At 65.1% G+C, this 18,441-nt stretch carries 19 protein-coding genes; 5 read left to right on the top strand and 14 right to left on the bottom strand.

What is annotated here, in order from left to right; translation table 11 throughout:
• Window position 1: 1 nt before the first annotated feature.
• The 4 genes from FHS02_RS29575 to flgL all read left to right on the top strand — a co-directional run bounded on the left by FHS02_RS29575 (window position 2) and on the right by flgL (window position 5,321).
• The gene (locus tag FHS02_RS29575) at window positions 2–1,108 is read left to right on the top strand and encodes a flagellar basal body P-ring protein FlgI (protein WP_137314288.1); all 1,107 of its coding nucleotides are present in this window, start codon (window positions 2–4) and stop codon (window positions 1,106–1,108) included.
• A gap of 12 nt (window positions 1,109–1,120) precedes the next feature.
• Window positions 1,121–2,077 carry a flagellar assembly peptidoglycan hydrolase FlgJ gene (flgJ, locus tag FHS02_RS29580; RefSeq protein ID WP_137314287.1) on the top strand — a complete coding sequence of 319 codons (957 nt, stop codon included), beginning with the start codon at window positions 1,121–1,123 and terminating at the stop codon, window positions 2,075–2,077.
• Between the two features lie 97 nt (window positions 2,078–2,174).
• Window positions 2,175–4,067 carry a flagellar hook-associated protein FlgK gene (gene flgK, locus FHS02_RS29585; RefSeq protein WP_137314286.1) on the top strand — a complete coding sequence of 631 codons (1,893 nt, stop codon included), beginning with the start codon at window positions 2,175–2,177 and terminating at the stop codon, window positions 4,065–4,067.
• 15 nt (window positions 4,068–4,082) lie between these two features.
• A complete protein-coding gene (flgL, locus tag FHS02_RS29590; protein ID WP_137314285.1) occupies window positions 4,083–5,321 on the top strand; it encodes a flagellar hook-associated protein FlgL in 1,239 nt (412 codons plus the stop codon).
• A gap of 119 nt (window positions 5,322–5,440) precedes the next feature.
• Here the strand turns inward: flgL and FHS02_RS29595 are convergent, their stop codons facing one another.
• The 14 genes from FHS02_RS29595 to fliF all read right to left on the bottom strand — a co-directional run bounded on the left by FHS02_RS29595 (window position 5,441) and on the right by fliF (window position 17,772).
• Window positions 5,441–6,088: a transposase gene (locus tag FHS02_RS29595; RefSeq protein ID WP_137314284.1), complete on the bottom strand. Its 648-nt coding sequence runs from the start codon at window positions 6,086–6,088 to the stop codon at window positions 5,441–5,443.
• Window positions 6,089–6,227: 139 nt separating this feature from the next.
• Window positions 6,228–7,052 carry a flagellar biosynthetic protein FliR gene (fliR, locus tag FHS02_RS29600; RefSeq protein ID WP_137314283.1) on the bottom strand — a complete coding sequence of 275 codons (825 nt, stop codon included), beginning with the start codon at window positions 7,050–7,052 and terminating at the stop codon, window positions 6,228–6,230.
• 45 nt (window positions 7,053–7,097) lie between these two features.
• A complete protein-coding gene (fliQ, locus tag FHS02_RS29605; RefSeq protein ID WP_137314282.1) occupies window positions 7,098–7,367 on the bottom strand; it encodes a flagellar biosynthesis protein FliQ in 270 nt (89 codons plus the stop codon).
• 12 nt (window positions 7,368–7,379) lie between these two features.
• Window positions 7,380–8,123, bottom strand: a complete 744-nt coding sequence (gene fliP / locus FHS02_RS29610; protein WP_137314281.1) for a flagellar type III secretion system pore protein FliP — start codon at window positions 8,121–8,123, stop codon at window positions 7,380–7,382.
• Window positions 8,113–8,763 carry a flagellar biosynthetic protein FliO gene (gene fliO / locus FHS02_RS29615; RefSeq protein ID WP_137314280.1) on the bottom strand — a complete coding sequence of 217 codons (651 nt, stop codon included), beginning with the start codon at window positions 8,761–8,763 and terminating at the stop codon, window positions 8,113–8,115. The genes fliP and fliO overlap by 11 nt, the downstream gene beginning before the upstream one ends.
• The gene (gene fliN / locus FHS02_RS29620; protein ID WP_137314279.1) at window positions 8,760–9,176 is read right to left on the bottom strand and encodes a flagellar motor switch protein FliN; all 417 of its coding nucleotides are present in this window, start codon (window positions 9,174–9,176) and stop codon (window positions 8,760–8,762) included. Before fliN ends, fliO begins: the two co-directional genes overlap by 4 nt.
• Before the next feature lie 9 nt (window positions 9,177–9,185).
• Window positions 9,186–10,169 carry a flagellar motor switch protein FliM gene (gene fliM, locus FHS02_RS29625; RefSeq protein ID WP_131144338.1) on the bottom strand — a complete coding sequence of 328 codons (984 nt, stop codon included), beginning with the start codon at window positions 10,167–10,169 and terminating at the stop codon, window positions 9,186–9,188.
• Window positions 10,170–10,209: 40 nt separating this feature from the next.
• Window positions 10,210–10,731 (bottom strand): flagellar basal body-associated protein FliL, encoded by a 522-nt coding sequence (fliL, locus tag FHS02_RS29630; protein WP_137314278.1) that lies wholly within the window; start codon window positions 10,729–10,731, stop codon window positions 10,210–10,212.
• A gap of 158 nt (window positions 10,732–10,889) precedes the next feature.
• Window positions 10,890–12,137 (bottom strand): flagellar hook-length control protein FliK, encoded by a 1,248-nt coding sequence (locus FHS02_RS29635; RefSeq protein ID WP_137314277.1) that lies wholly within the window; start codon window positions 12,135–12,137, stop codon window positions 10,890–10,892.
• Window positions 12,138–12,160: 23 nt separating this feature from the next.
• Entirely contained in the window at window positions 12,161–12,601 is a 441-nt protein-coding gene (gene fliJ, locus FHS02_RS29640; RefSeq protein WP_137314276.1) for a flagellar export protein FliJ, read from the bottom strand.
• Window positions 12,602–12,635: 34 nt separating this feature from the next.
• A complete protein-coding gene (gene fliI / locus FHS02_RS29645) occupies window positions 12,636–14,045 on the bottom strand; it encodes a flagellar protein export ATPase FliI (RefSeq protein ID WP_137314275.1) in 1,410 nt (469 codons plus the stop codon).
• A gap of 120 nt (window positions 14,046–14,165) precedes the next feature.
• A complete protein-coding gene (locus tag FHS02_RS29650; protein WP_137314274.1) occupies window positions 14,166–14,933 on the bottom strand; it encodes a flagellar assembly protein FliH in 768 nt (255 codons plus the stop codon).
• A 126-nt stretch (window positions 14,934–15,059) separates the two neighbouring features.
• Window positions 15,060–16,058, bottom strand: a complete 999-nt coding sequence (fliG, locus tag FHS02_RS29655) for a flagellar motor switch protein FliG (RefSeq protein ID WP_137314273.1) — start codon at window positions 16,056–16,058, stop codon at window positions 15,060–15,062.
• Window positions 16,051–17,772: a flagellar basal-body MS-ring/collar protein FliF gene (gene fliF / locus FHS02_RS29660; RefSeq protein WP_137314272.1), complete on the bottom strand. Its 1,722-nt coding sequence runs from the start codon at window positions 17,770–17,772 to the stop codon at window positions 16,051–16,053. Before fliF ends, fliG begins: the two co-directional genes overlap by 8 nt.
• 274 nt (window positions 17,773–18,046) lie before the next feature.
• Between fliF and fliE the strand changes: the two genes are divergently transcribed.
• The gene (gene fliE, locus FHS02_RS29665) at window positions 18,047–18,388 is read left to right on the top strand and encodes a flagellar hook-basal body complex protein FliE (RefSeq protein WP_137314271.1); all 342 of its coding nucleotides are present in this window, start codon (window positions 18,047–18,049) and stop codon (window positions 18,386–18,388) included.
• The last annotated feature ends 53 nt before the right edge of the window (window positions 18,389–18,441 follow it).

Below are 18,441 nucleotides of genomic sequence, written 5' to 3' on the forward strand. Positions count from 1 at the left end.
CATGAAAAAATTCCTTACTGCCTTCGCCGTTGGCCTGGCCCTGCTGGCGCCGGCTGTCCAGGCCGAGCGCCTGAAAGACCTCGCCAGCGTTGCCGGCGTGCGGGAAAACCAGCTGATGGGCTATGGCCTCGTGGTCGGCCTGGACGGCAGCGGCGACCAGACCACCCAGACCCCGTTCACGGTCCAGAGCGTAGCATCGATGCTGCAGCAGCTGGGCGTGACGCTGCCGTCGGGTTCGCAGCTGCAACTGCGCAACGTGGCGGCCGTGATGGTGACGACGTCGCTGCCGGCGTTCGCACAGCCGGGCCAGCAGCTCGACGTGACGGTGTCGTCGCTGGGCAACGCGCGCAGCCTGCGCGGCGGCACTTTGCTGATGACGCCGCTGAAAGGCGCCGACGGCAACGTGTACGGCATGGCGCAGGGCAATCTCGTGGTCGGCGGCGTCGGCGCGCAAGCGCCGGGTGGCGGTGCCGCCACCGTCGTCAACCACCTGTCGGTGGGGCGCATCAGCAACGGCGCCACCGTCGAGCGCGCGGTGCCGACGGCGCTGGGCGAGGGCGGCCAGATCCGCCTGGAACTGAAGAATGCCGATTTCGCCACCACCAGCCGCGTGGTCACCGCCATCAACAACCGCTTCGGCGCCGGCGTGGCCTACGCGCTCGATGGCCGGGTGATCCGCGTGACGTCGCCGGCCGCCTCCGACCAGCGCGTGGCCTTCATCGGCCAGCTGGAAGAGCTGGACGTGCAGCCGGCCGCGCTGGCGGCCAAGGTGATCATGAATGCGCGCACCGGCTCGGTGGTGATGAACCAGTCCGTCACGCTGCAGGCGTGTGCCGTTTCGCACGGCAACCTGCAGGTGTCGGTCTCGCCCGACACGCAGGTCAGCCAGCCGGGGCCGCTGTCCGGCGGCCAGACCGCCGTCACGCAGCCGGGCGCCGTCGACATCCAGCAGGCGCCGGGCAAGGTGCTGCAACTGCAGGCCGGCGCCCAGCTGGCCGACGTGGTCAAGGCCCTCAACGCCATCGGCGCGTCGCCGCAGGACCTGCTGGCGATCCTGCAGGCGATGAAGGCTTCCGGGGCGCTGCGCGCCGAACTCGAGATTATTTGACCGGGGAACGCCATGATCCGCCAGACCAGCACACCGACCGACCTTTCCGCCAATCTTGCGCTCGACTCCAAGGGCCTGGCGGAATTGCGCCAGGGCGCCAAGGCGGGCTCGCCCGAGGCGCTGAAGGGCGCGGCCACGCAATTCGAAGCCATGTTCGTCAACATGATGTTGAAGAGCATGCGCGAGGCCACGCCGCAGGAAGGGCTGCTGGACAATTCGCAGACGAAGATGTTCACCACGATGCTGGACCAGCAGACCAGCCAGAACATCGCGAAAAAGGGTGTCGGGCTGGCGGACGTGCTGGTGCGGCAACTGTCGAAGACGGCCGGCCTGAGCGGCCAGGATGCCGCGGCAGGGGCGGAAACCGGCCTGCCGGAAGGCGGCTTCACGAAGTCGATGCTGGATGCGGCAAGGCTGCAGCGCTCGATCGATGCGGCCGGCGGCAACGCGGCCCTGGGGACCAGGGCGGTGGGAACGGCGGCCAGCGAAGTGGCACCGAGCACCTCGCGCCATGCGCACGTGCGCGCGTTCGCCGACAAGCTGGCCAGCCACGCCGAGGAAGCCAGCCGCGCCACCGGCATCCCGGCCAAGTTCATGCTGGGCCAGGCCGCGCTGGAGAGCGGCTGGGGGCGGCGCGAGATCAAGGGGAGCAACGGCGCCAGCAGCCACAACCTCTTCGGCATCAAGGCCGGCAGCGACTGGAAGGGCAAGACAGTCGACGTGGCCACCACCGAGTACGTCAACGGCCGGGCGCAGCGCAAGATTGAGCGGTTCCGCGCCTACGACAGCTACGCCGACAGCTTCAAGGATTATGCCAAGCTCATCACGGACAACCCGCGCTACGAGAAAGTGCTGGCCAGCGCCGGCGATGCCGCCGCGTTTGCGCGCAACCTGCAAAAGGCCGGCTACGCGACCGATCCGAACTATGCGGCGAAGCTGGCGGCCGTCATCAACAAGACGCTCGTGTAGCGGGTGACAAACCACCCGTCGTGCACGTTAGCTTTGCGGCAACTCAAGTTCCGCTGCGTATTGCCGTAAACTAGCCACATCAGGAAAGAGCGTAAGCATGAGCAATCTACTCAGCATCGGCAGGACCGGCCTGCTGGCGGCGCAAACCGGCATCGCCACCACCGGTCACAACATCACGAACTCGAGCGTGCCTGGCTACACGCGCCAGGGCGTGGTGCAGTCGACGCTGCCACCGCTCGGCCAGGGCGTGGGTTACGTGGGTACCGGCACGCAAGTGGCGCAGATCAAGCGTTACTACGACGATTTCCTGAACAAGCAGGTGATGAACGCGCAGTCGACCCAGGGTTCGGTCGATGCCTACCTGAGCCAGATGAGCCAGATCGACAACATGCTGAGCGACGCCACCATCGGGCTGTCGCCGGCGCTGCAGGATTTCTTCCGCGGCGTGCAGACGGCCAACTCGACGCCGTCGCTGCAATCGTCGCGCACGTCGATGCTGTCGGGCGCCGAAACGCTGGCGGCGCGCTTCCAAGAAGTGTCCGGCCGGCTGCAGGAGTTGCAGGATGGCGTGAACACGAACATCACGAACACGGTCAACGGCATCAATTCGTATGCGACCCAGATCGCCAACCTGAACAACCAGATCTCCGCGCTGACCACCGATCCGCTGAACCCGCCGAACGACCTGCTCGACCAGCGCGACCGGCTTGTGCGCGAGCTGAACCAGCAGGTGAAGATCACCGTGCTGCCGTCGGACAACAACATGCTGAACATCACGTTCGGCTCCGGCCAGCCGCTGGTGGTGGGGACCAGCCACCTGGAGATGGCGGCCGTGCAGTCGCCGACCGATCCCGGCCGCCTGGTGGTGTCTTATCCCGCCACCGGCCGCAGCACGATCATTGCCGACGATACGTTCGCCGGCGGCGCGCTGGGCGGGCTGATGGACTTCCGCCGCGAATCGCTGGACCGCGTGCAGAACCAGATCGGCCAGGTGGCCGCCGGGCTGACGCAGGCGTTCAACGAGCAGCACCGCCTGGGGCAGGACCTGAACGGCGACCTGGGCGGCGATTTCTTCACGCCGCTGAAGGGCTATGTCGGCTACGATGCGCGCAACTCGCCGCTCAGCACGGCCGAGCTGGATGCGTCGATCACCGATGCCCGCGCGCTGACCGGGCTCGACTACGAGGTGAACTATGGCGGCGATCCGGCCTCCTACACGGTCACGCGCTCGGACGGTGCAGTGACGGCGATCGCCGACCCGTCCGTGCCGCAGGAGATCGATGGCGTCACGTACACATTTACCGGCGACCCGCAGGTGGGTGACCGGATCCAGGTGCGCCCCACGTACACAACGGCGGCCGATTTCGGCGTGGCGATCACCGATTACCGCAAGATCGCACTGGCGTCCCCGGTGGCGACGTCGGTGCCGACGACGAACGCCGGCAACGGCAAGATCAGCGCCGGCGTGGTCGACGAAGCCTACATCGGCAGCCCGCTGACGGAACCGGTGACGCTGACGTTCACGAACGGCGAAATCACCGGCTTCCCCGACGGCAGCACCGTGGCGTACGAAGAAGGCGCGCCGCTCAGTTTCGGCGGCATCAATTTCTCGATATCCGGCACGCCGGCCGAGGGCGACACCTTCATCGTCGGCCCGAACACGAGCGGTGTCGGCGATGGCCGCAACGGCGTGCTGCTGGCCAGCCTGCAAACGCAGAACATCCTGAACAACGGCACGTCCACATTCCAGGGCGGCTATGCGGCAACGGTGAACTTCGTCGGCAACAAGACGCGCGAGTTGCAGGTAGGCAGCGCCGCCAGCGATACCGCCGTCGACCAGGCCATTGCCGCGCAGCAGAGCGTATCCGGCGTCAACCTCGACGAGGAAGCCGCGAACCTGCTGCGCTACCAGCAGGCCTACCAGGCGGCCGGCAAGGTGATGCAGGTGGCAGGAACATTGTTCGACACGCTGCTGTCGATCGCACAGTAATTTTCGAGGTTGATCATGGCAATCCGTATCAGTACCCAGACGATGTACGACCGCAATGTCTCGCAGCTGGCGAACCTGCAGGGTAACATGCTGCGCACGCAGATGCAGCTGTCCACCGACCGCCGCGTGCTGACGCCGGCGGACGATCCGGTGGCATCGGCCCGCGCGCTGGAAGTGACGCAGTCGCAGCAGATGAACGAGCAATTCGAATTGAACCGCCAGAATGCGAATGCTTCGCTGAGCCAGGTCGATACGGTGATGCAGTCGGTGAGCGACATCATGGAAGCGGCACTGGCCGAGGTGGTACGGGCCGGCAACCCCGGCCAGGGCCAGTCGGACCGCGACGCGGTCGCTACCGCGCTGGAAGGGCAGCTGAACGATCTGCTGGGCCAGGCCAACTCGGCCGACGGTACCGGCGGCTACCTGTTCTCCGGGTTCAAGACCAACACCCAGCCGTTCGCGCTGACGAGCACCGGGGCCACCTATTTCGGCGACCAGGGCCAGCGCGAACTGCAGGTCGGTTCGGGGCGGCAGATGGCGATCAGCGCATCGGGCAGCCAGATCTTCGAGCAGAACCTGACCGGCAACGGCACGTTCCAGACCAAGGCCGATCCGGGCAACGCCGAGCGGGGCGGCACCGGCATCATCGCCCCTGGCAGCGTCATCGACGCGAGCGCGCTGACCGGCGATAACTACACGGTCAATTTCACGAAGGACGCCACCACCGGCCTGGTGCAATTTTCGGTCACGAACACCACCGACGGCACCGAGGCCGTGCCGCTCACCGACTTCAAGGCCGGCGAGCCGATCACCTTCGACGGACTCACGTTCGACATTGCCGGCGCACCGGCCGATGGCGACATCTTCACGATCGAGCCCAGCAAGAACCAGTCCGTCTTCGCGACGATCCGCGACGTGATCACGGCACTGCGCGAGGCCGGCACGGGCCCGACCGCGGGTGCGCAGCTGACGAACGCGCTGAACACGGCCAACCAGAACCTGCAGAACGCGCAGGACAACGTCCTGTCGGTCGTCGCCTCGGTCGGCGCGCGCCAGAATGAACTCGATTCGCTCGATTTGTCGGGCTCGGCGCTGGACATCGAATACGTGGACCAGATCACCAACCTGGTCGGCCTGACCACGCGCGGCCAGATTGCCGCGGTCTCCCTGTTCCAGCAGCAGACCACCAGCCTGACCGCCGCCCAGCAAACCTTCCGCGCCGCCACCCAGCTCTCGCTGTTCAACTACATCTGACGGCAAAACCGGTGACAGACACCAGGTTTTTTGGAATATTTCCTTGAAACCGGTGACAGACACCGGTTTTTTTGAAATATTTTCTGAATACCGGCGCTGTCGCTGTTATGTCAAAGTAGTCACGGTGATGGCTTGCCGGGACGGTCAGGTTGCTTGGCGATGCGGTCGTTCGGCAGCGACTCCTTGAATCCTTCCCGCAGCTGTGTCAGCTCGGTTTCTGTCAGTGCCTGTTTGAACAAGCTGCGATAGTTCTGTTGACGTTCCGCGTCATTGCAACCCAGCCCGTCATACAGCTCGTGCCGGCTTAGAAGGCGATCCTCGCCAAGCCCGGCATTACCGCGATAACTCGACCATCGATAACTCTCTTGATGAGCCACCATCCCGGCACGCACCGGATTGAGCTCGATATACTGTTGGCATATGAATAAGTACTGCTCTGTCGGCACAGGGCACGACCAGTAGCGGCCTTCCCAGGTGGAGCCGCTCCTGCCCAGGCGCCTGTTGAGGTAAGAACTGTACTGCTGACCCAGCAAACGGAACAACCGAGCCGGCGCGCTGATGTCATCGAACGACGTCAGGATGTGTACATGGTTGGTCATCATCACATAAGCATGGATTGCGCAGCCAGTAAGCGATGCGTGCTCGCTCAATTTTTCCAGGTACACCAGATGGTCGGACGGGGTATGGAAGCATGGTTGACGGTTGTGACCGCGTTGAACGATATGAAGCGGCATTCCAGGCAAAACAAGTCGGGCGCGACGTGACATGAGGGGCCTCCATTGGAAGACATCCTCAATGGTGATAGTGGCGCTTGGTCGTGCTGCTGCGCAATCTCAAGTGACTAGTATCGAGCGATGAAGCCTCCTTCGCAGTTTCCCAAGAATGTTGCAAAAAAACCGGTGTCTGTCACCGGTTTTGAGGTTGCGGCCGCGCCGGGAACTGGCCTTCGCCCTGCAGGGCGCGCGGGATCATCTGCGCTTTCTCGGCGCCCTGGCCCAGCAGGTTGACGAACGGGGTGGCAAGGTAGGGCAGGGCGATCATCACCACGATGAAACCGACGCCCAGCGTGATCGGGAAGCCGATGCCGAACAGGTTCAGCTGGGGCGCGGCGCGCGTCAGGATGCCGAGCGCGACGTTGGTGATCAGCAGCGCGGCGACGATCGGCAGCGAAAGCTGCACGCCGGCCGAGAAGATCTTCGCGCCCCACAGCGCCAGGTCCCAGAAGCCGCCGCCATGGAACATGCGGCCCGAGATCGGCAGCGTGAAGAAGCTTTCGGCCAGTGCTTCGAGCAGCCACAGGTGCACATTGGCGACCAACAGCATCAGCGTGGCGATCCACGTCAGGAACTGGGAGATGGCCGACGAGCGGCCCTGCGACATCGGGTCGAAGAAGCTGGCGAAGCCCAGGCCCATCGTCAGGCTGCTGATCTCGCCGGCCATTTCCACGGCGGCAAACACGAGACGCATGGCAAAGCCCATCATGACGCCGGTGATCAGTTCCTTCGCCAGGATCAGCAGGCCTTCCCACGACGCGGGATCGGCCGCCGGCACCGCCGGCACCACCGGCGCGATGGCCATCGCCACGACGACGCCGAAGCCGAGCCGGGCCGTGCGCGGCACGCGCGCGTTGCCGAACACGGGGGATGCGGCAATCAGCCCCAGCACCCGCGTCAGCGGCCAGATGAAGCCGGCGATATACGTGTTGATGTCGGCAAGCGTCAGGGCCAGCATGGCGATGAAGATGAGGGCGAAGATTAAGGTGAAGGTCGGGGAGCGTCAGCCGACCAGGCCGGGAATGCCGCCGAAGATCTCGCGCATGTAGTCGGTCATCACGCCGATCATCCACGGCCCGGCCACCACCAGCGCGACGAACACGCCGACGAGCTTGGGGATGAACGACAGCGTCGATTCGTTGATCTGCGTGGCGGCCTGGAAGATCGACACGACCAGGCCGATGCCGAGCGCGACGAGCAGCAGCGGCGCGGCCACCATCAGCGTCACTTCCATCGCGTGGCGGCCCATCGTCATCACGGTTTCCGGGGTCATGTTCCGTTATTCCTAATAAAAACTCTGCGACAGTGAGCCCAGCAGCAGTTGCCAGCCGTCGACCAGCACGAACAGCATCAGCTTGAACGGCAGCGCGATCACGGCCGGCGACATCATCATCATCCCCATCGCCATCAGCACGGAAGCCACCACCATGTCGATGATCAGGAAGGGGATGAAGATCGCGAAGCCGATCTGGAATGCCGTCTTCAGCTCGCTGGTAATGAAGGCGGGCACCAGGATCCGCATCGGCACGTCTTCCGGCCCTTGCAGCGCCGGGCTGCGCGAGATCTTCACGAACAGCGCCAGGTCGGCCTGCCGGGTTTGCTTGAGCATGAAGGTCTTCAGCGGTGCCGCGCCGCGCTCGATGGCCTGCTGCATCGTGATCTGGTTGGCCTGCAGCGGCTGGTAAGCCTCGGTGTAGATGCGGTCGAAGGTGGGGCCCATCACGAAGAACGTCAGGAACAGCGCCAGCCCGACCATCACCTGGTTCGGCGGCGCCGACTGCGTGCCCATCGCCTGCCGCAGCAGCGACAGCACGATCACGATCCGCGTAAAGCCCGTCATCATCAGCAGCACGGCGGGCAGGAACGTCAGCGCCGTCATCAGGATCAGCGTCTGCAGCGTCAGCCCATACTGGACGCCGCCGCCCGGCGCGGGCGTGCTCGTGAAGGCGGGAATCGTGGGTTCCGCAGCCGCCACCAGCGGCAGTGCCATGAGCATCAACGGCAGTGCTCGAACGAATTTACTTGCCATTGCGCTTTTCAATCGTTTGCTTGAACCATTCGGAGAAATTGGTCGCCGGCAGCGCGTGCTGCCGGGCCGGATCGGCCGAACCGGCCAGGTCGTCTTCCTGCCGCGGCAGCGTGGCCAGCGCGTTCATGCGGCCCGGCGAGGCGCCGACGACGATCCACTGGTCGCCGACCTCGACGACGAGAATGCGCTCGCGCGCGCCGACCGACAGCGCGCCGACCAGCTTCACGGTACTGCCGCCGGTGACATTGCGCGGGCCGAAGCGCTTCAGCGCCCACGCCAGGCCGACCAGGATGGCCAGCACGAAGGCCAGCGCGGCCACCGTCTGCAGCAGGCTGCCCGCCGCCGATGGGGCCGTGGGCATGGCCGGCGGCGTCGCAGTGCGGGCACCGGCCAGCACGGCCTGCTGTTCCGGCGTGGCGGCCGGTGGCGGCACCGGGCCCGGCGCCGGCGCCTGTTCGGGCGAAACGACGGTGGCCGGCTCGCCCGCCTTCACGGGCGCGACGGTGCGGTCGGCGGGATTGGTGATGACGGGCGCAGGGGCGGTGGAAGGCGCGGGCGCGGTGGCCTGCGGCTGCGCAAACGCAACGCTGCCGGCCAGGACGCCGCCTGCCAGCAGTGCGGAAACCAGGACACGCTTCATTTATTCAGTTTTCGGATGCGTTCGGAAGGCGTGATGATGTCGGTCAGGCGGATGCCGAACTTGTCGTTCACCACCACCACCTCGCCCTGGGCGATCAGGCAGCCGTTCACCAGCACGTCCATCGGTTCGCCGGCCAGGCCGTCGAGCTCGACCACCGAGCCCTGCGCCAGTTGCAGCAGGTTCTTGATGGCGATCTTCGTGCGGCCCAGTTCCACCGTCAGCTGGACCGGGATGTCGAGGATGAAGTCGATGTCGTTATGGGTTTCCGTACGCGTTGCCGCCTTCGAGAAATCCTTGAACACGGCAGCGGTGGCGGCCTCCTTCTGCAATGCCTCCGCTTCGGCCTTGGCCTGTTCGGCTATCGCCGCGCCCCAATCGTCGTCGAGGCTCTGGTCGTCCTGGTTATCCGCCATGATGTGCTCCTACTTGCTTAAGTTGTCGCTGTTGGCGAGCAGCCGCTCGACCTTCAGCGCGTATTGTCCGTTCAGCACGCCGTATGTGCAATCGAGCACCGGCACGCCATCCACCGTGGCCTCGATTGTTTCCGGTATATTCAGCGGAATCACGTCGCCCACGCGCATGTTCAGGATCTCGTCGAAGCTTACCTTGGCGGTGCCGAGCCGCGCCACCAGTTCCACTTCGGCGATCTGGATCTGCTGCGTCATCAGGCGGATCCAGCGCTTGTCCACTTCCAGCGCCTCGCCCTGCAGCGACGACGTCAGCGCGTCGCGGATCGGTTCGATCATCGAGTACGGCATGCAGAAGTGGATCTGGCCCGACACGGAGCCCAGTTCCACCGTGAACGTCGACGCCACCACCACTTCGTTCGGCGTGGCGATGTTGGCGAACTGCGTGTTCATCTCCGAGCGGATGTATTCGAACTCGACGGGAAACACCGGTTCCCACGATTTCGTGTAGGCCTCGAACACGATATCGAGGATGCGCAGGATGATGCGCTGTTCGGTCGCCGTGAAGTCGCGGCCTTCGACACGGGTATGGAAGCGGCCGTCGCCACCGAACAGGTTGTCGACCAGCAGGAACACGAGGCCCGGGTCGAATACCATCAGCGCCGTGCCGCGCAGCGGCTTCATGTGCACCAGGTTCAGGTTGGTCGGCACCACCAGGTTGCGGATGAATTCGCTGTACTTCGACACCCGCACCGAGCCCACCGACACTTCCGCGCTGCGGCGCAGGAAGTTGAACAGCCCCACGCGCAGCAGGCGGGCGAAGCGCTCGTTGATGATCTCGAGCGTCGGCATCCGGCCGCGCACGATGCGCTCCTGGGTAGCCAGGTTGTAGGTTCTGACTCCCGCGACTTCTTCCGGCGCCGCAACGTCGTCCTGGTCGCCGTTGACGCCTTTCAGCAGGGCATCGACTTCTTCCTGGGAGAGAAAATTATCCGCCATGGTTGCGCTGGATTCCGGGGTTTATTGGGGTGCTGGATGCTTACTGGATAATAAACGAGGTAAACAGGACTTCCGACACTTCCTGGTCGTAGTCGTGTTCCTGGAACGGCTGGTTCACCTGCTCCTGGATTTCCTTGGCCAGCTGGACCTTGCCCTCCGGCGTGTTGATCTCCGAAGCCTTCTTCGACGACAGCAGCAGCAGGATACGGCTGCGCACCTTCGGCATGTTGTTCTTGATGATGTCCGACTGCTCGGCATCCGGTACCTGCAGCGTGAACGCCAGTTGCAGGTACTGCTCGCCTTCTTCCGGGTTCAGGTTGACCGTGAACGGCTCGACCGTCACATACACGGGCGGACCCTCGTCGCCCTTTTTCTTTTTCTTCTTCGGCTTGGCGGTTTCCTCCGCGTGTTCGGACTCCGCAGCATCGCCGCCCTTCAGCAGGAAGAACGCGGCCGCGCCGCCGCCGGCCAGTACCAGGACCAGCACGGCAATGAGGATGATGACCAGTTTCTTGCTGCCGCCACCGGCAGGTGCCGCTTCAGCCTTTGGGTCAGCTTTCATGTTTGATTTTGCTTTCAACTTTACTTGTGCTGTCGCACGATCTTGCTAATGGATACGTATCGCCATTATGGCATTATCGGCAGAGGCGGCGCGTCGGGATACGCGAAACAGCGGGCCAAAGACCCGCCAGCTCTGCCGTATAAGGGTGCGTTGCCGGTTCAGGCGAAGGTGTCGACGGCGCCCAGCACCGTGCGGCGGATGACCGGCTGGCCATCTTCCGGGGCGGCGGCATCGCCGCCATCGCCGCCATTGCCGCCATTGCCGTAGCGGCCGCCGCCATTGCGGGCGGCCTGTTCGGCAAATGCCTGCTGCTGTTCCTGCGAGCCGGCCGATACCGACGCGTCGCCCAGCACGATGCCGGCCTCGCCCATCATTTCGCGCAGCTTGGGCAGCGCGTTCTCGATCGCCTGCCGGGTCTCCGGCTGGTGCGCCGTGAAGGTGGCGGTGGCGGAATCGTTCGATACGTTCAGCACGACCTGCAGCGGACCGAGATCGGGGGGATTCAGCGTCAGCGAGGCGCTCTGGTCGCCGCCGGCCACCATCCACACCACTTTCTGGCCCAGTTGCTGTTCCCAGACATTCGTGCCGACCCGGGCCTGCAGCTGGCTGGCGGCCACCGCATTGGCGGCCTGCATGGTCGCGGCCAGCGCTTGCGCGGCTGGCGCCGCCACCGGCTGGGCCGCCGGCGCGGCGTCGGCCAGCGTCGCAGCCAGGGTCTCGGCCGCGCTCTCGGCCAGGCGCGCGGCAAACGCCTGGGCCTTCTGGTCGGCGCCCAGCGCCAGTCCGGTGCCCCCGTTCGGCATCCGCCCGGCACCGCCCTGTTCCGACAGCGCATCCTGCAGTGCGGACGTGGATGAGCCATCCGTGCCGCGCGCGCGGGCAGCCAGGTCGGCCAGCGTGGCTTTACCGGCCGCGTCCGCCTGGAGGGCGGCCAGCGCGGCGGCGTCCGTGGCCAGGTCCGCGGTCGCGCTCCCGCTGTCGGTGGCCAGCTCCGCCTTGGCCGTCAGCTGGCCGTAGGCGGCCAGCATCGCCAGCATGCCGGCGGCCGGATCGGCCACCGCGCTGTCGTCGGCTTCGTCGGCGCTGTCGTTTTCGCCGGAAGGCTGCGCCGCCGTCGCCGGCCTGGCGTCGGCCGCCTCGCTGGCGCTGGCGGCGGAATCGGCCTGGTCGGCGCGGCCGGCCTCCTGCGGCCGGTTTGCCTGCTGTGCGGGTTTTGCCGCTTGCGCATTCTTCACCGGCGCCTTGCTCTGCGATGCCGCCGGGGCCGGCTGTTCGGGCGCCGCGCACACGGGCATGCGTTCGATCTCGAGCGTCAGCGCGTTCTTGAAGTCGCTGCTGGGCAGCGGCGCGCTTTTCGGCGGCTGCAGCGGGTTCGTTGACTGGTTCTTGATGGACTGGGTCTGCATGAAGCGCCTTGGGAGATAAAGGATTAACGCCGGAAAAACGCCTGGCGCGACGCGTGCTCGTCCATTGCTTTCTGGTCGCGCTTGGCTTCCAGCTTCTGCTGCTTGGTCGCCTCGCGGTCGCGCAGCGTGCAATACGACACACGCTTGCGCTCGGCCGCCTGCCACGTGGCCTTTTCCAGTTCGCCGCGTTTCCGGGTGTGCCGCAGTACTTCTTCCTGGCCGTGGATGGCGCTGTCGAGCTTTTCCATGAAGGCCTGGAAGTTACGGTAAGCCATCGGCGTGATGCCGGCCTGCTGGTTCGCCAGGAACTTGCGGCTGTATTCGTCGCGATAACCGATCAGCATGTTCAGCTTGTCTTCGGCATCGCTGACGGCCTTCAGGGCCGCACCGAGGCGCTTGGCCGCATCGTCCGTTTCGGTGCGCGCCATGTCGATCAGTGTTTCAAGTTGGGATGTCGAGGCCATGATGGAAAATTATACGGAGCGCCGGATGCATCAATCAGTCGAACAGCGTGGCTAATTGCTCCAAGCTCTCCGTCATGTCGACCCGCTCGGTGATCTTTTGTTGCAGGAAATGCTCGATGCGGTCGTGCAGCTTGATGGCTTCATCGATCTTCGGGTCCGTGCCGGGGGTGTAAGCGCCCACTGCGATCAGGTCGCGGCTGCGCTCGTACACGGAAAACAGCTGCTTCAGGCGGCGCGCCTTGTTCTGGTGGTCGTGCGACGTGATCGAATGCATCGCCCGGCTGATCGATTGCTCGATGTCGATCGCCGGGTAGTGGCCTGCCTCGGCGAGGCGGCGGTTCAGCACGATGTGGCCGTCGAGGATCGCGCGCGCGGAGTCGGCGATCGGGTCCTGCTGGTCGTCGCCCTCGGTCAGCACGGTGTAGAAGGCGGTGATCGAGCCGCCGCCTACTTCGCCGTTGCCGGCCCGTTCCACCAGCACCGGCAGCTTGGCGAACACGGAAGGCGGATAGCCCTTGGTGGCCGGCGGTTCGCCGATGGCCAGGGCGATTTCGCGCTGGGCCATCGCGTAGCGCGTCAGCGAATCCATGATCAGCAGCACGTCCTGGCCCTTGTCGCGGAAGTGCTCGGCAATGGCCGTCGAGTAGGCGGCGCCCTGCATGCGCATCAGCGGCGGCGTATCGGCCGGCGCCGCCACCACGACCGAGCGCGCCAGGCCTTCCTCGCCCAGGATGTGCTCGATGAATTCCTTGACTTCGCGGCCCCGCTCGCCGATGAGCCCGACGACGATGACGTCCGCCTCGGTATAGCGCGCCATCATGCCGAGCAGCACCGACTTGCCGACGCCGGAGCCGGCGAACAGCCCCATCCGTTGACCACGGCCGACGGTCAGCATGCCGTTGATGCAGCGTACGCCCACGTTCAGCGTTTCCACGATCGGCGCGCGGCCCAGCGGGTTGGCGGGGCGCACATTGATCGGCGCCGAATCGCTGGTCTGGATCGGTCCCAGGCCGTCGAGCGGGCGGCCGGCCGCATCGACCACGCGGCCCAGCAGTTCCGGGCCCACCGGCAATTGCCGCGCGCGGTCGCTGGTGCGCCGGCGCGGGTGCGTGACGGAGCCCGGCTTGGGGATCGATGGTTCGATCGGGAACACGCGCGTGCCCGGCACGATGCCTTCCACGTCGCTTTGCGGCATCAGGAACAGCCGGTCGCCCTCGAAGCCGACCACCTCGGCTTCGACCTTGCCACCCGCCGGCAACGGCACCGTGCAGGCGGCACCGACGGCGAGGCGCAGGCCGACCGCCTCCATGACGAGACCGGCCACGCGCGTGACGCGGCCGGACACTTGCATCGGCTCGACAAAGTCAAGCAGGGTGCCGCAGTCGTTCAGGTAAGAGCGCCAGCGGTTGGCATGCTGTTCGGGGCCTTGTACTTGAGTATCCATATGTGCTTGTCCCGCCTACCTGAGTCCGACTGCTTCGAAGTCGAGCAGGGTGCCGCAGTCGTTCAGGTAAGAGCGCCAGCGGTTGGCGTGCTGTTCGGGGCCCTGGACGGAGGTGTCCATTTAATCGTGCTCCAGCCAGTCGAGGTTCTTGCCGACCGCGTGCGCCAGCCGCGCCCAGCGCGCCTGCACCTGGGCATCGATCTGGTTGCTTGGCGTATCGATGCGGCAGCCGCCCCGTTCGATGGTCGGGTCGTCGCTGACGATCCAGCCGCCCTTGTCCAGTTCTTCGCCCATGGCGCCTCGGATGATCGCCCCATCGTCGGGATGGAGGAACAGCACCGCCGGCTTCTGCATCGTCGGCAGGTAGGCGATCGCATCCTGGACGATCGGCACGATCAGTTCCGGCTTGGCCGGCAGCGCCTGCTTGAGCATATTGCGCGCCAGGTGCAGGGCGAGGTCCAGCACGTCATTGGCGATCAACTGGTCGGCGCCGCGCAGCGCCTCGGCGAAATTGTCGGCCAGGGTTGCCAGCGGGGCCAGCGCCGCCTTCAGCGCTTCTTCTCCCTCGCGGATCGCCTCGTCCTCGCCGGCGCGGTGTCCCTGTGCGTAGCCATCCTGGTAACCCTGCTGGCGCGCTTCCTCGCGGATCGCCGCCAGTTCTTCCTCGCTCGGCCCGATGACAGGGGGCGGAGCGTTCAGCTCGCGCTGGTACTCGGCCTGCCGCGCCGCCGCCTCGGCCGCCTGCTGCGCCGCCGCCTGCTCGGCACGGGCGCGCGCCTCGGCCTCCTCGCGTTCGCGCTGCGCGAGCGTGCTGGGCCGCAAGTCGCCGAACGATTTCAGTTCCCAGCGCTGGAACGCGGGTTGCGCATCTTTTGGAAAAGTCGCCAAGCCTTACCTCTTCTTCAAACAGCAACTACAGAGTCGGATCTGCCCCCAAAACCGGTGACAGACACCGGTTTTTTTGGAACATTCGTTGCAAGTAAACCGGTGTCTGTCACCGGTTGTCGGGAAACGTTAGATGAACGAATCCTCACCTTTGCCGCCGAGGACGATCTGCCCTTCGTCGGACAGGCGCCGCACGATCTGCAGGATGCCTTTCTGCTGCGTTTCCACTTCCGACAGCCGCACCGGGCCTTTCGATTCCAGGTCTTCGCGCATCATCTCGCTGGCGCGCGCCGACATGTTCTTGAAGATCTTCTCGCGCAGCTCCTGCGAAGCGCCCTTCAGCGCGATGATCAGCATTTCCGACTGCACCTCGCGCAGCAGCAGCTGGATGCCGCGGTCGTCGATGTCGATCAGGTTGTCGAACACGAACATCTCGTCCATGATCTTCTGCGCCATGTCGTTGTCGTAGTTCTTGATGTTCTCCATGACCGAGTTTTCCTGCTCGCCGCTCATGAAGTTCAGGATCTCGGCCGCGGTGCGCACGCCGCCGAGCGTGGACTTCTTGATGTTCTCGTTACCCGAGAGCAGCTTGGTCAGCACGTCGTTCAACTCGCGCAGGGCGGCCGGCTGCACGCCATCCAGCGTCGCGATCCGCAGCACCACGTCATTGCGCAGCCGGTCAGTAAAGTGTCCCAGAATTTCACAAGCCTGGTCGCGCTCCAGGTGGACCAGGATGGTGGCGATGATCTGCGGGTGTTCGTTACGGATCAGTTCGGCCACGGATTGCGAATCCATCCACTTCAGGCTTTCGATGCCGGACGCGTCCTTGCCGCCCAGGATGCGCGACAGCAGCACCGACGCCTTGTCGTCGCCCAGCGCCTTGGTCAGCACCTGGCGGATGTACTCGTCGGAATCGAGGCCGACGGTGGAGGCCGCGGCCACTTCGTCGCGGAAGCCGTCCAGCACGTCGACCACCTGCTCGTGCGGCACGTTCTTCATCGTCGCCATCGCCGCGCCCAGCTTGAGCACCTCGCGCGGGCCGAGGAATTTCATCACTTCCGCGGCCTCGGCCTCGCCCATGGCGAGCATCAGGATCGCTGCTTTTTGCAGTCCGGTATTTTCAGTCATTGTTGCCTATCCATGCCTTGATGACGTTGGCGACGATGCGCGGGTCCTCGGTGGCCAGTTTCTTCGCCAGCGCCAGGTTGTCGCGGTACGTGCGCGCCGTGCTTTCTTCCATTGCCGCCAGTTCCTGGGCGCGGATCTCTTCTTCCGTCGGCCCGGCGGGTTCCTCGACGATCTCTTCCTCGGGCTCGGGTTCGGGCGCGTTGATTTCGTCGATCTTCTTGAATACCGGCCGCATCATCGGACGCACCACGCGCAGCAGGATGTACAGCAGGATCAGGGCCACGATCGCGAACTTGGCGATCTCGGCCGCCAGCGGCAGGTTCGCCGGGTCGCGCCACCAGTCGAGCACGGGGTCGGCCGGCTTGTCGATGCCGTCGAACGGCACGTTGGCCACGCTGACGGAATCGCCGCGGTCCTGGTTGAAGCCCATCGCCTCGCGCACCAGGCTGTTGATCTTGGCCATCTCCTCGGCGCTGAGCGGGCGCACGGTCACCTTGCCGTCCGGGCCGACGATGCGGCGGTAGTTGACGACCACACCCACCGTCATCCGCTTCAGGCCGGCAATGGCCTTCTGCTCGTAGCGCACGGTCTTGTCGACTTCGTAGTTCGTGGTCGATTCCTTGTGGCCCGGCAGCGTGCCGGGCGCGCCGGCCCCGGCGGGAACGGTGCCCGGCGGCGCTGCCTCGTCGGGCGGCGTGGTGGTCAGCGGCGCGGTCGCGGTGCCGGGCGGCTGGTTCGACAGGGCGCCGGGTACGCCGTTGGGGTTGGCATTCTGGTTGCCCGTCGTTTCGCTGCTTTGCTGGCTGCGGATCGCCGACGGTGCCGGTGCCGAGTTCGGCTTGTACGATTCGGCGGCCTGCTCGACGGCGGAAAAGTCCACGTCGGCCACCGCTTCGGCGCGCACGTTCTGGTCGCCGACGATCGGTTTGACGATGTTCTCGACCTGCTTGATGATCTGGTTCTGCAGTTCCTGCACGTATTTCAGCTGCGTCGCATCGAGGCTCTTGATGGCCGTGTTGCTGTCCTTGTTCTGGTTCGACAGCAGGTTGCCCTGCTGGTCGACGACCGTCACGTTGGCCGGCGCCAAGTCCGGCACGCTGGAGGCGACCAGGTGCACGATGGCGCTGACCTGGCCGGGATCGATCGAACGGTTCGGGTGCAGCGTCAGCACCACCGAGGCGGTCGGATGCTGCTGTTCGCGCACGAACACGGAAGGCTTCGGCATCGCCAGGTGCACGCGCGCCGCCTGCACGCTGCCCAGCGATTCGACGGATTTGGCCAGCTCGCCTTCCAGCGCGCGCTGGTAATTGACCTGTTCGAGGAATTGGGAGATGCCCAGCTTCTGGTTTTCCATCAGCTCGAAGCCGACATTGCCGCCTTTCGGCAAGCCCTGGGAGGCCAGGCGCAGGCGCGTGGCGGCCACCTGTTCCTCGGGAATCAGGATCGCATTGCCGCCTTCGCTGAACTTGTAAGGCACCTGCATCTGGTCCAGCGCGGCCGTGATGGCGCCGCCGTCGCGGTCCGAGTAATTGGCGAACAGCACGCGGTATTCGGGCTGGGTCTGCCACATCCACACCATCGCGATCACCGCCAGCACCGCGGCCACGGCGGCGCCGCGGATGATGTTCTTGCCCAGTGGGGTCTTGTAGAACGGTGGACGCGCGTCGCCGGCGGCGTTGGCGTCGAGGTCGAGTTGTTCGGCAGCTGCGGCCATGGATGAATTCCGGGAACGTTGAGTTGGGCAGCCCGGACAGGGCGGGCGTGATGCGAATTATGGGTGCGCGCCCGGCCTTTCGATCCCCCGAACAGAAGCCGGTTTCCCGGCCTGCTTCGGCGCCGCCGCTGGTATGCCGGCTGATATTCTGCGAGGGTAGAAAAGGGACTGGCACGCTGCCGGTGCCCGAATGCATATTGTAGCGCGGCAATGTTTACTCTGCGTGGATTTGTTCCGCTACAGCAACAGCCCAAGTCATCAAGCGGAGTCCACCATGCGCACAGGCGGTATCGACAGCAGCCAGATCCAGTCCATGATCGCCCAGCTGAAGGCGGCCGCCACGCGTCCGCAAGCCGCACCGCCGGTCGTGCAGACCGAGCAGCCGGCCACCAAGGTCGATTTTTCCAACGCCTTGAAAGGCGCACTCGATTCCGTGGCGGAAAGCCAGAACAAGGCGCAGGACATGTCGAAGCGGTTCCAGCTCGGCGACGATTCGGTGAACCTGTCGGACGTGATGATCCAGATGCAGAAAGCCAGCATCAACTTCCAGGCCACCGTCCAGGTGCGCAACAAGCTGGTGCAGGCTTATACCGACATCATGAACATGCAGGTGTGAAATGTTTCCTGAAAAATGGGGACGGACCCCATTTTTCGAGCAATGTTTCCTGA

It is taken from the genome of Pseudoduganella umbonata (assembly GCF_014192225.1).
GTDB lineage: Bacteria > Pseudomonadota > Gammaproteobacteria > Burkholderiales > Burkholderiaceae_D > Rugamonas > Rugamonas umbonata.

What these genes read in the sequence shown, in the direction of transcription:
- FHS02_RS29575 (WP_137314288.1), top strand. Translation starts at nt 2, where the DNA reads ATGAAAAAATTCCTTACTGCCTTCGCCGTTGGCCTGGCCCTGCTGGCG.
- flgJ (WP_137314287.1), top strand. Translation starts at nt 1,121, where the DNA reads ATGATCCGCCAGACCAGCACACCGACCGACCTTTCCGCCAATCTTGCG.
- flgK (WP_137314286.1), top strand. Translation starts at nt 2,175, where the DNA reads ATGAGCAATCTACTCAGCATCGGCAGGACCGGCCTGCTGGCGGCGCAA.
- flgL (WP_137314285.1), top strand. Translation starts at nt 4,083, where the DNA reads ATGGCAATCCGTATCAGTACCCAGACGATGTACGACCGCAATGTCTCG.
- FHS02_RS29595 (WP_137314284.1), bottom strand. Translation starts at nt 6,088, where the DNA reads ATGTCACGTCGCGCCCGACTTGTTTTGCCTGGAATGCCGCTTCATATC.
- fliR (WP_137314283.1), bottom strand. Translation starts at nt 7,052, where the DNA reads ATGCTGGCCCTGACGCTTGCCGACATCAACACGTATATCGCCGGCTTC.
- fliQ (WP_137314282.1), bottom strand. Translation starts at nt 7,367, where the DNA reads ATGACCCCGGAAACCGTGATGACGATGGGCCGCCACGCGATGGAAGTG.
- fliP (WP_137314281.1), bottom strand. Translation starts at nt 8,123, where the DNA reads ATGGCAAGTAAATTCGTTCGAGCACTGCCGTTGATGCTCATGGCACTG.
- fliO (WP_137314280.1), bottom strand. Translation starts at nt 8,763, where the DNA reads ATGAAGCGTGTCCTGGTTTCCGCACTGCTGGCAGGCGGCGTCCTGGCC.
- fliN (WP_137314279.1), bottom strand. Translation starts at nt 9,176, where the DNA reads ATGGCGGATAACCAGGACGACCAGAGCCTCGACGACGATTGGGGCGCG.
- fliM (WP_131144338.1), bottom strand. Translation starts at nt 10,169, where the DNA reads ATGGCGGATAATTTTCTCTCCCAGGAAGAAGTCGATGCCCTGCTGAAA.
- fliL (WP_137314278.1), bottom strand. Translation starts at nt 10,731, where the DNA reads ATGAAAGCTGACCCAAAGGCTGAAGCGGCACCTGCCGGTGGCGGCAGC.
- FHS02_RS29635 (WP_137314277.1), bottom strand. Translation starts at nt 12,137, where the DNA reads ATGCAGACCCAGTCCATCAAGAACCAGTCAACGAACCCGCTGCAGCCG.
- fliJ (WP_137314276.1), bottom strand. Translation starts at nt 12,601, where the DNA reads ATGGCCTCGACATCCCAACTTGAAACACTGATCGACATGGCGCGCACC.
- fliI (WP_137314275.1), bottom strand. Translation starts at nt 14,045, where the DNA reads ATGGATACTCAAGTACAAGGCCCCGAACAGCATGCCAACCGCTGGCGC.
- fliG (WP_137314273.1), bottom strand. Translation starts at nt 16,058, where the DNA reads ATGACTGAAAATACCGGACTGCAAAAAGCAGCGATCCTGATGCTCGCC.
- fliF (WP_137314272.1), bottom strand. Translation starts at nt 17,772, where the DNA reads ATGGCCGCAGCTGCCGAACAACTCGACCTCGACGCCAACGCCGCCGGC.
- fliE (WP_137314271.1), top strand. Translation starts at nt 18,047, where the DNA reads ATGCGCACAGGCGGTATCGACAGCAGCCAGATCCAGTCCATGATCGCC.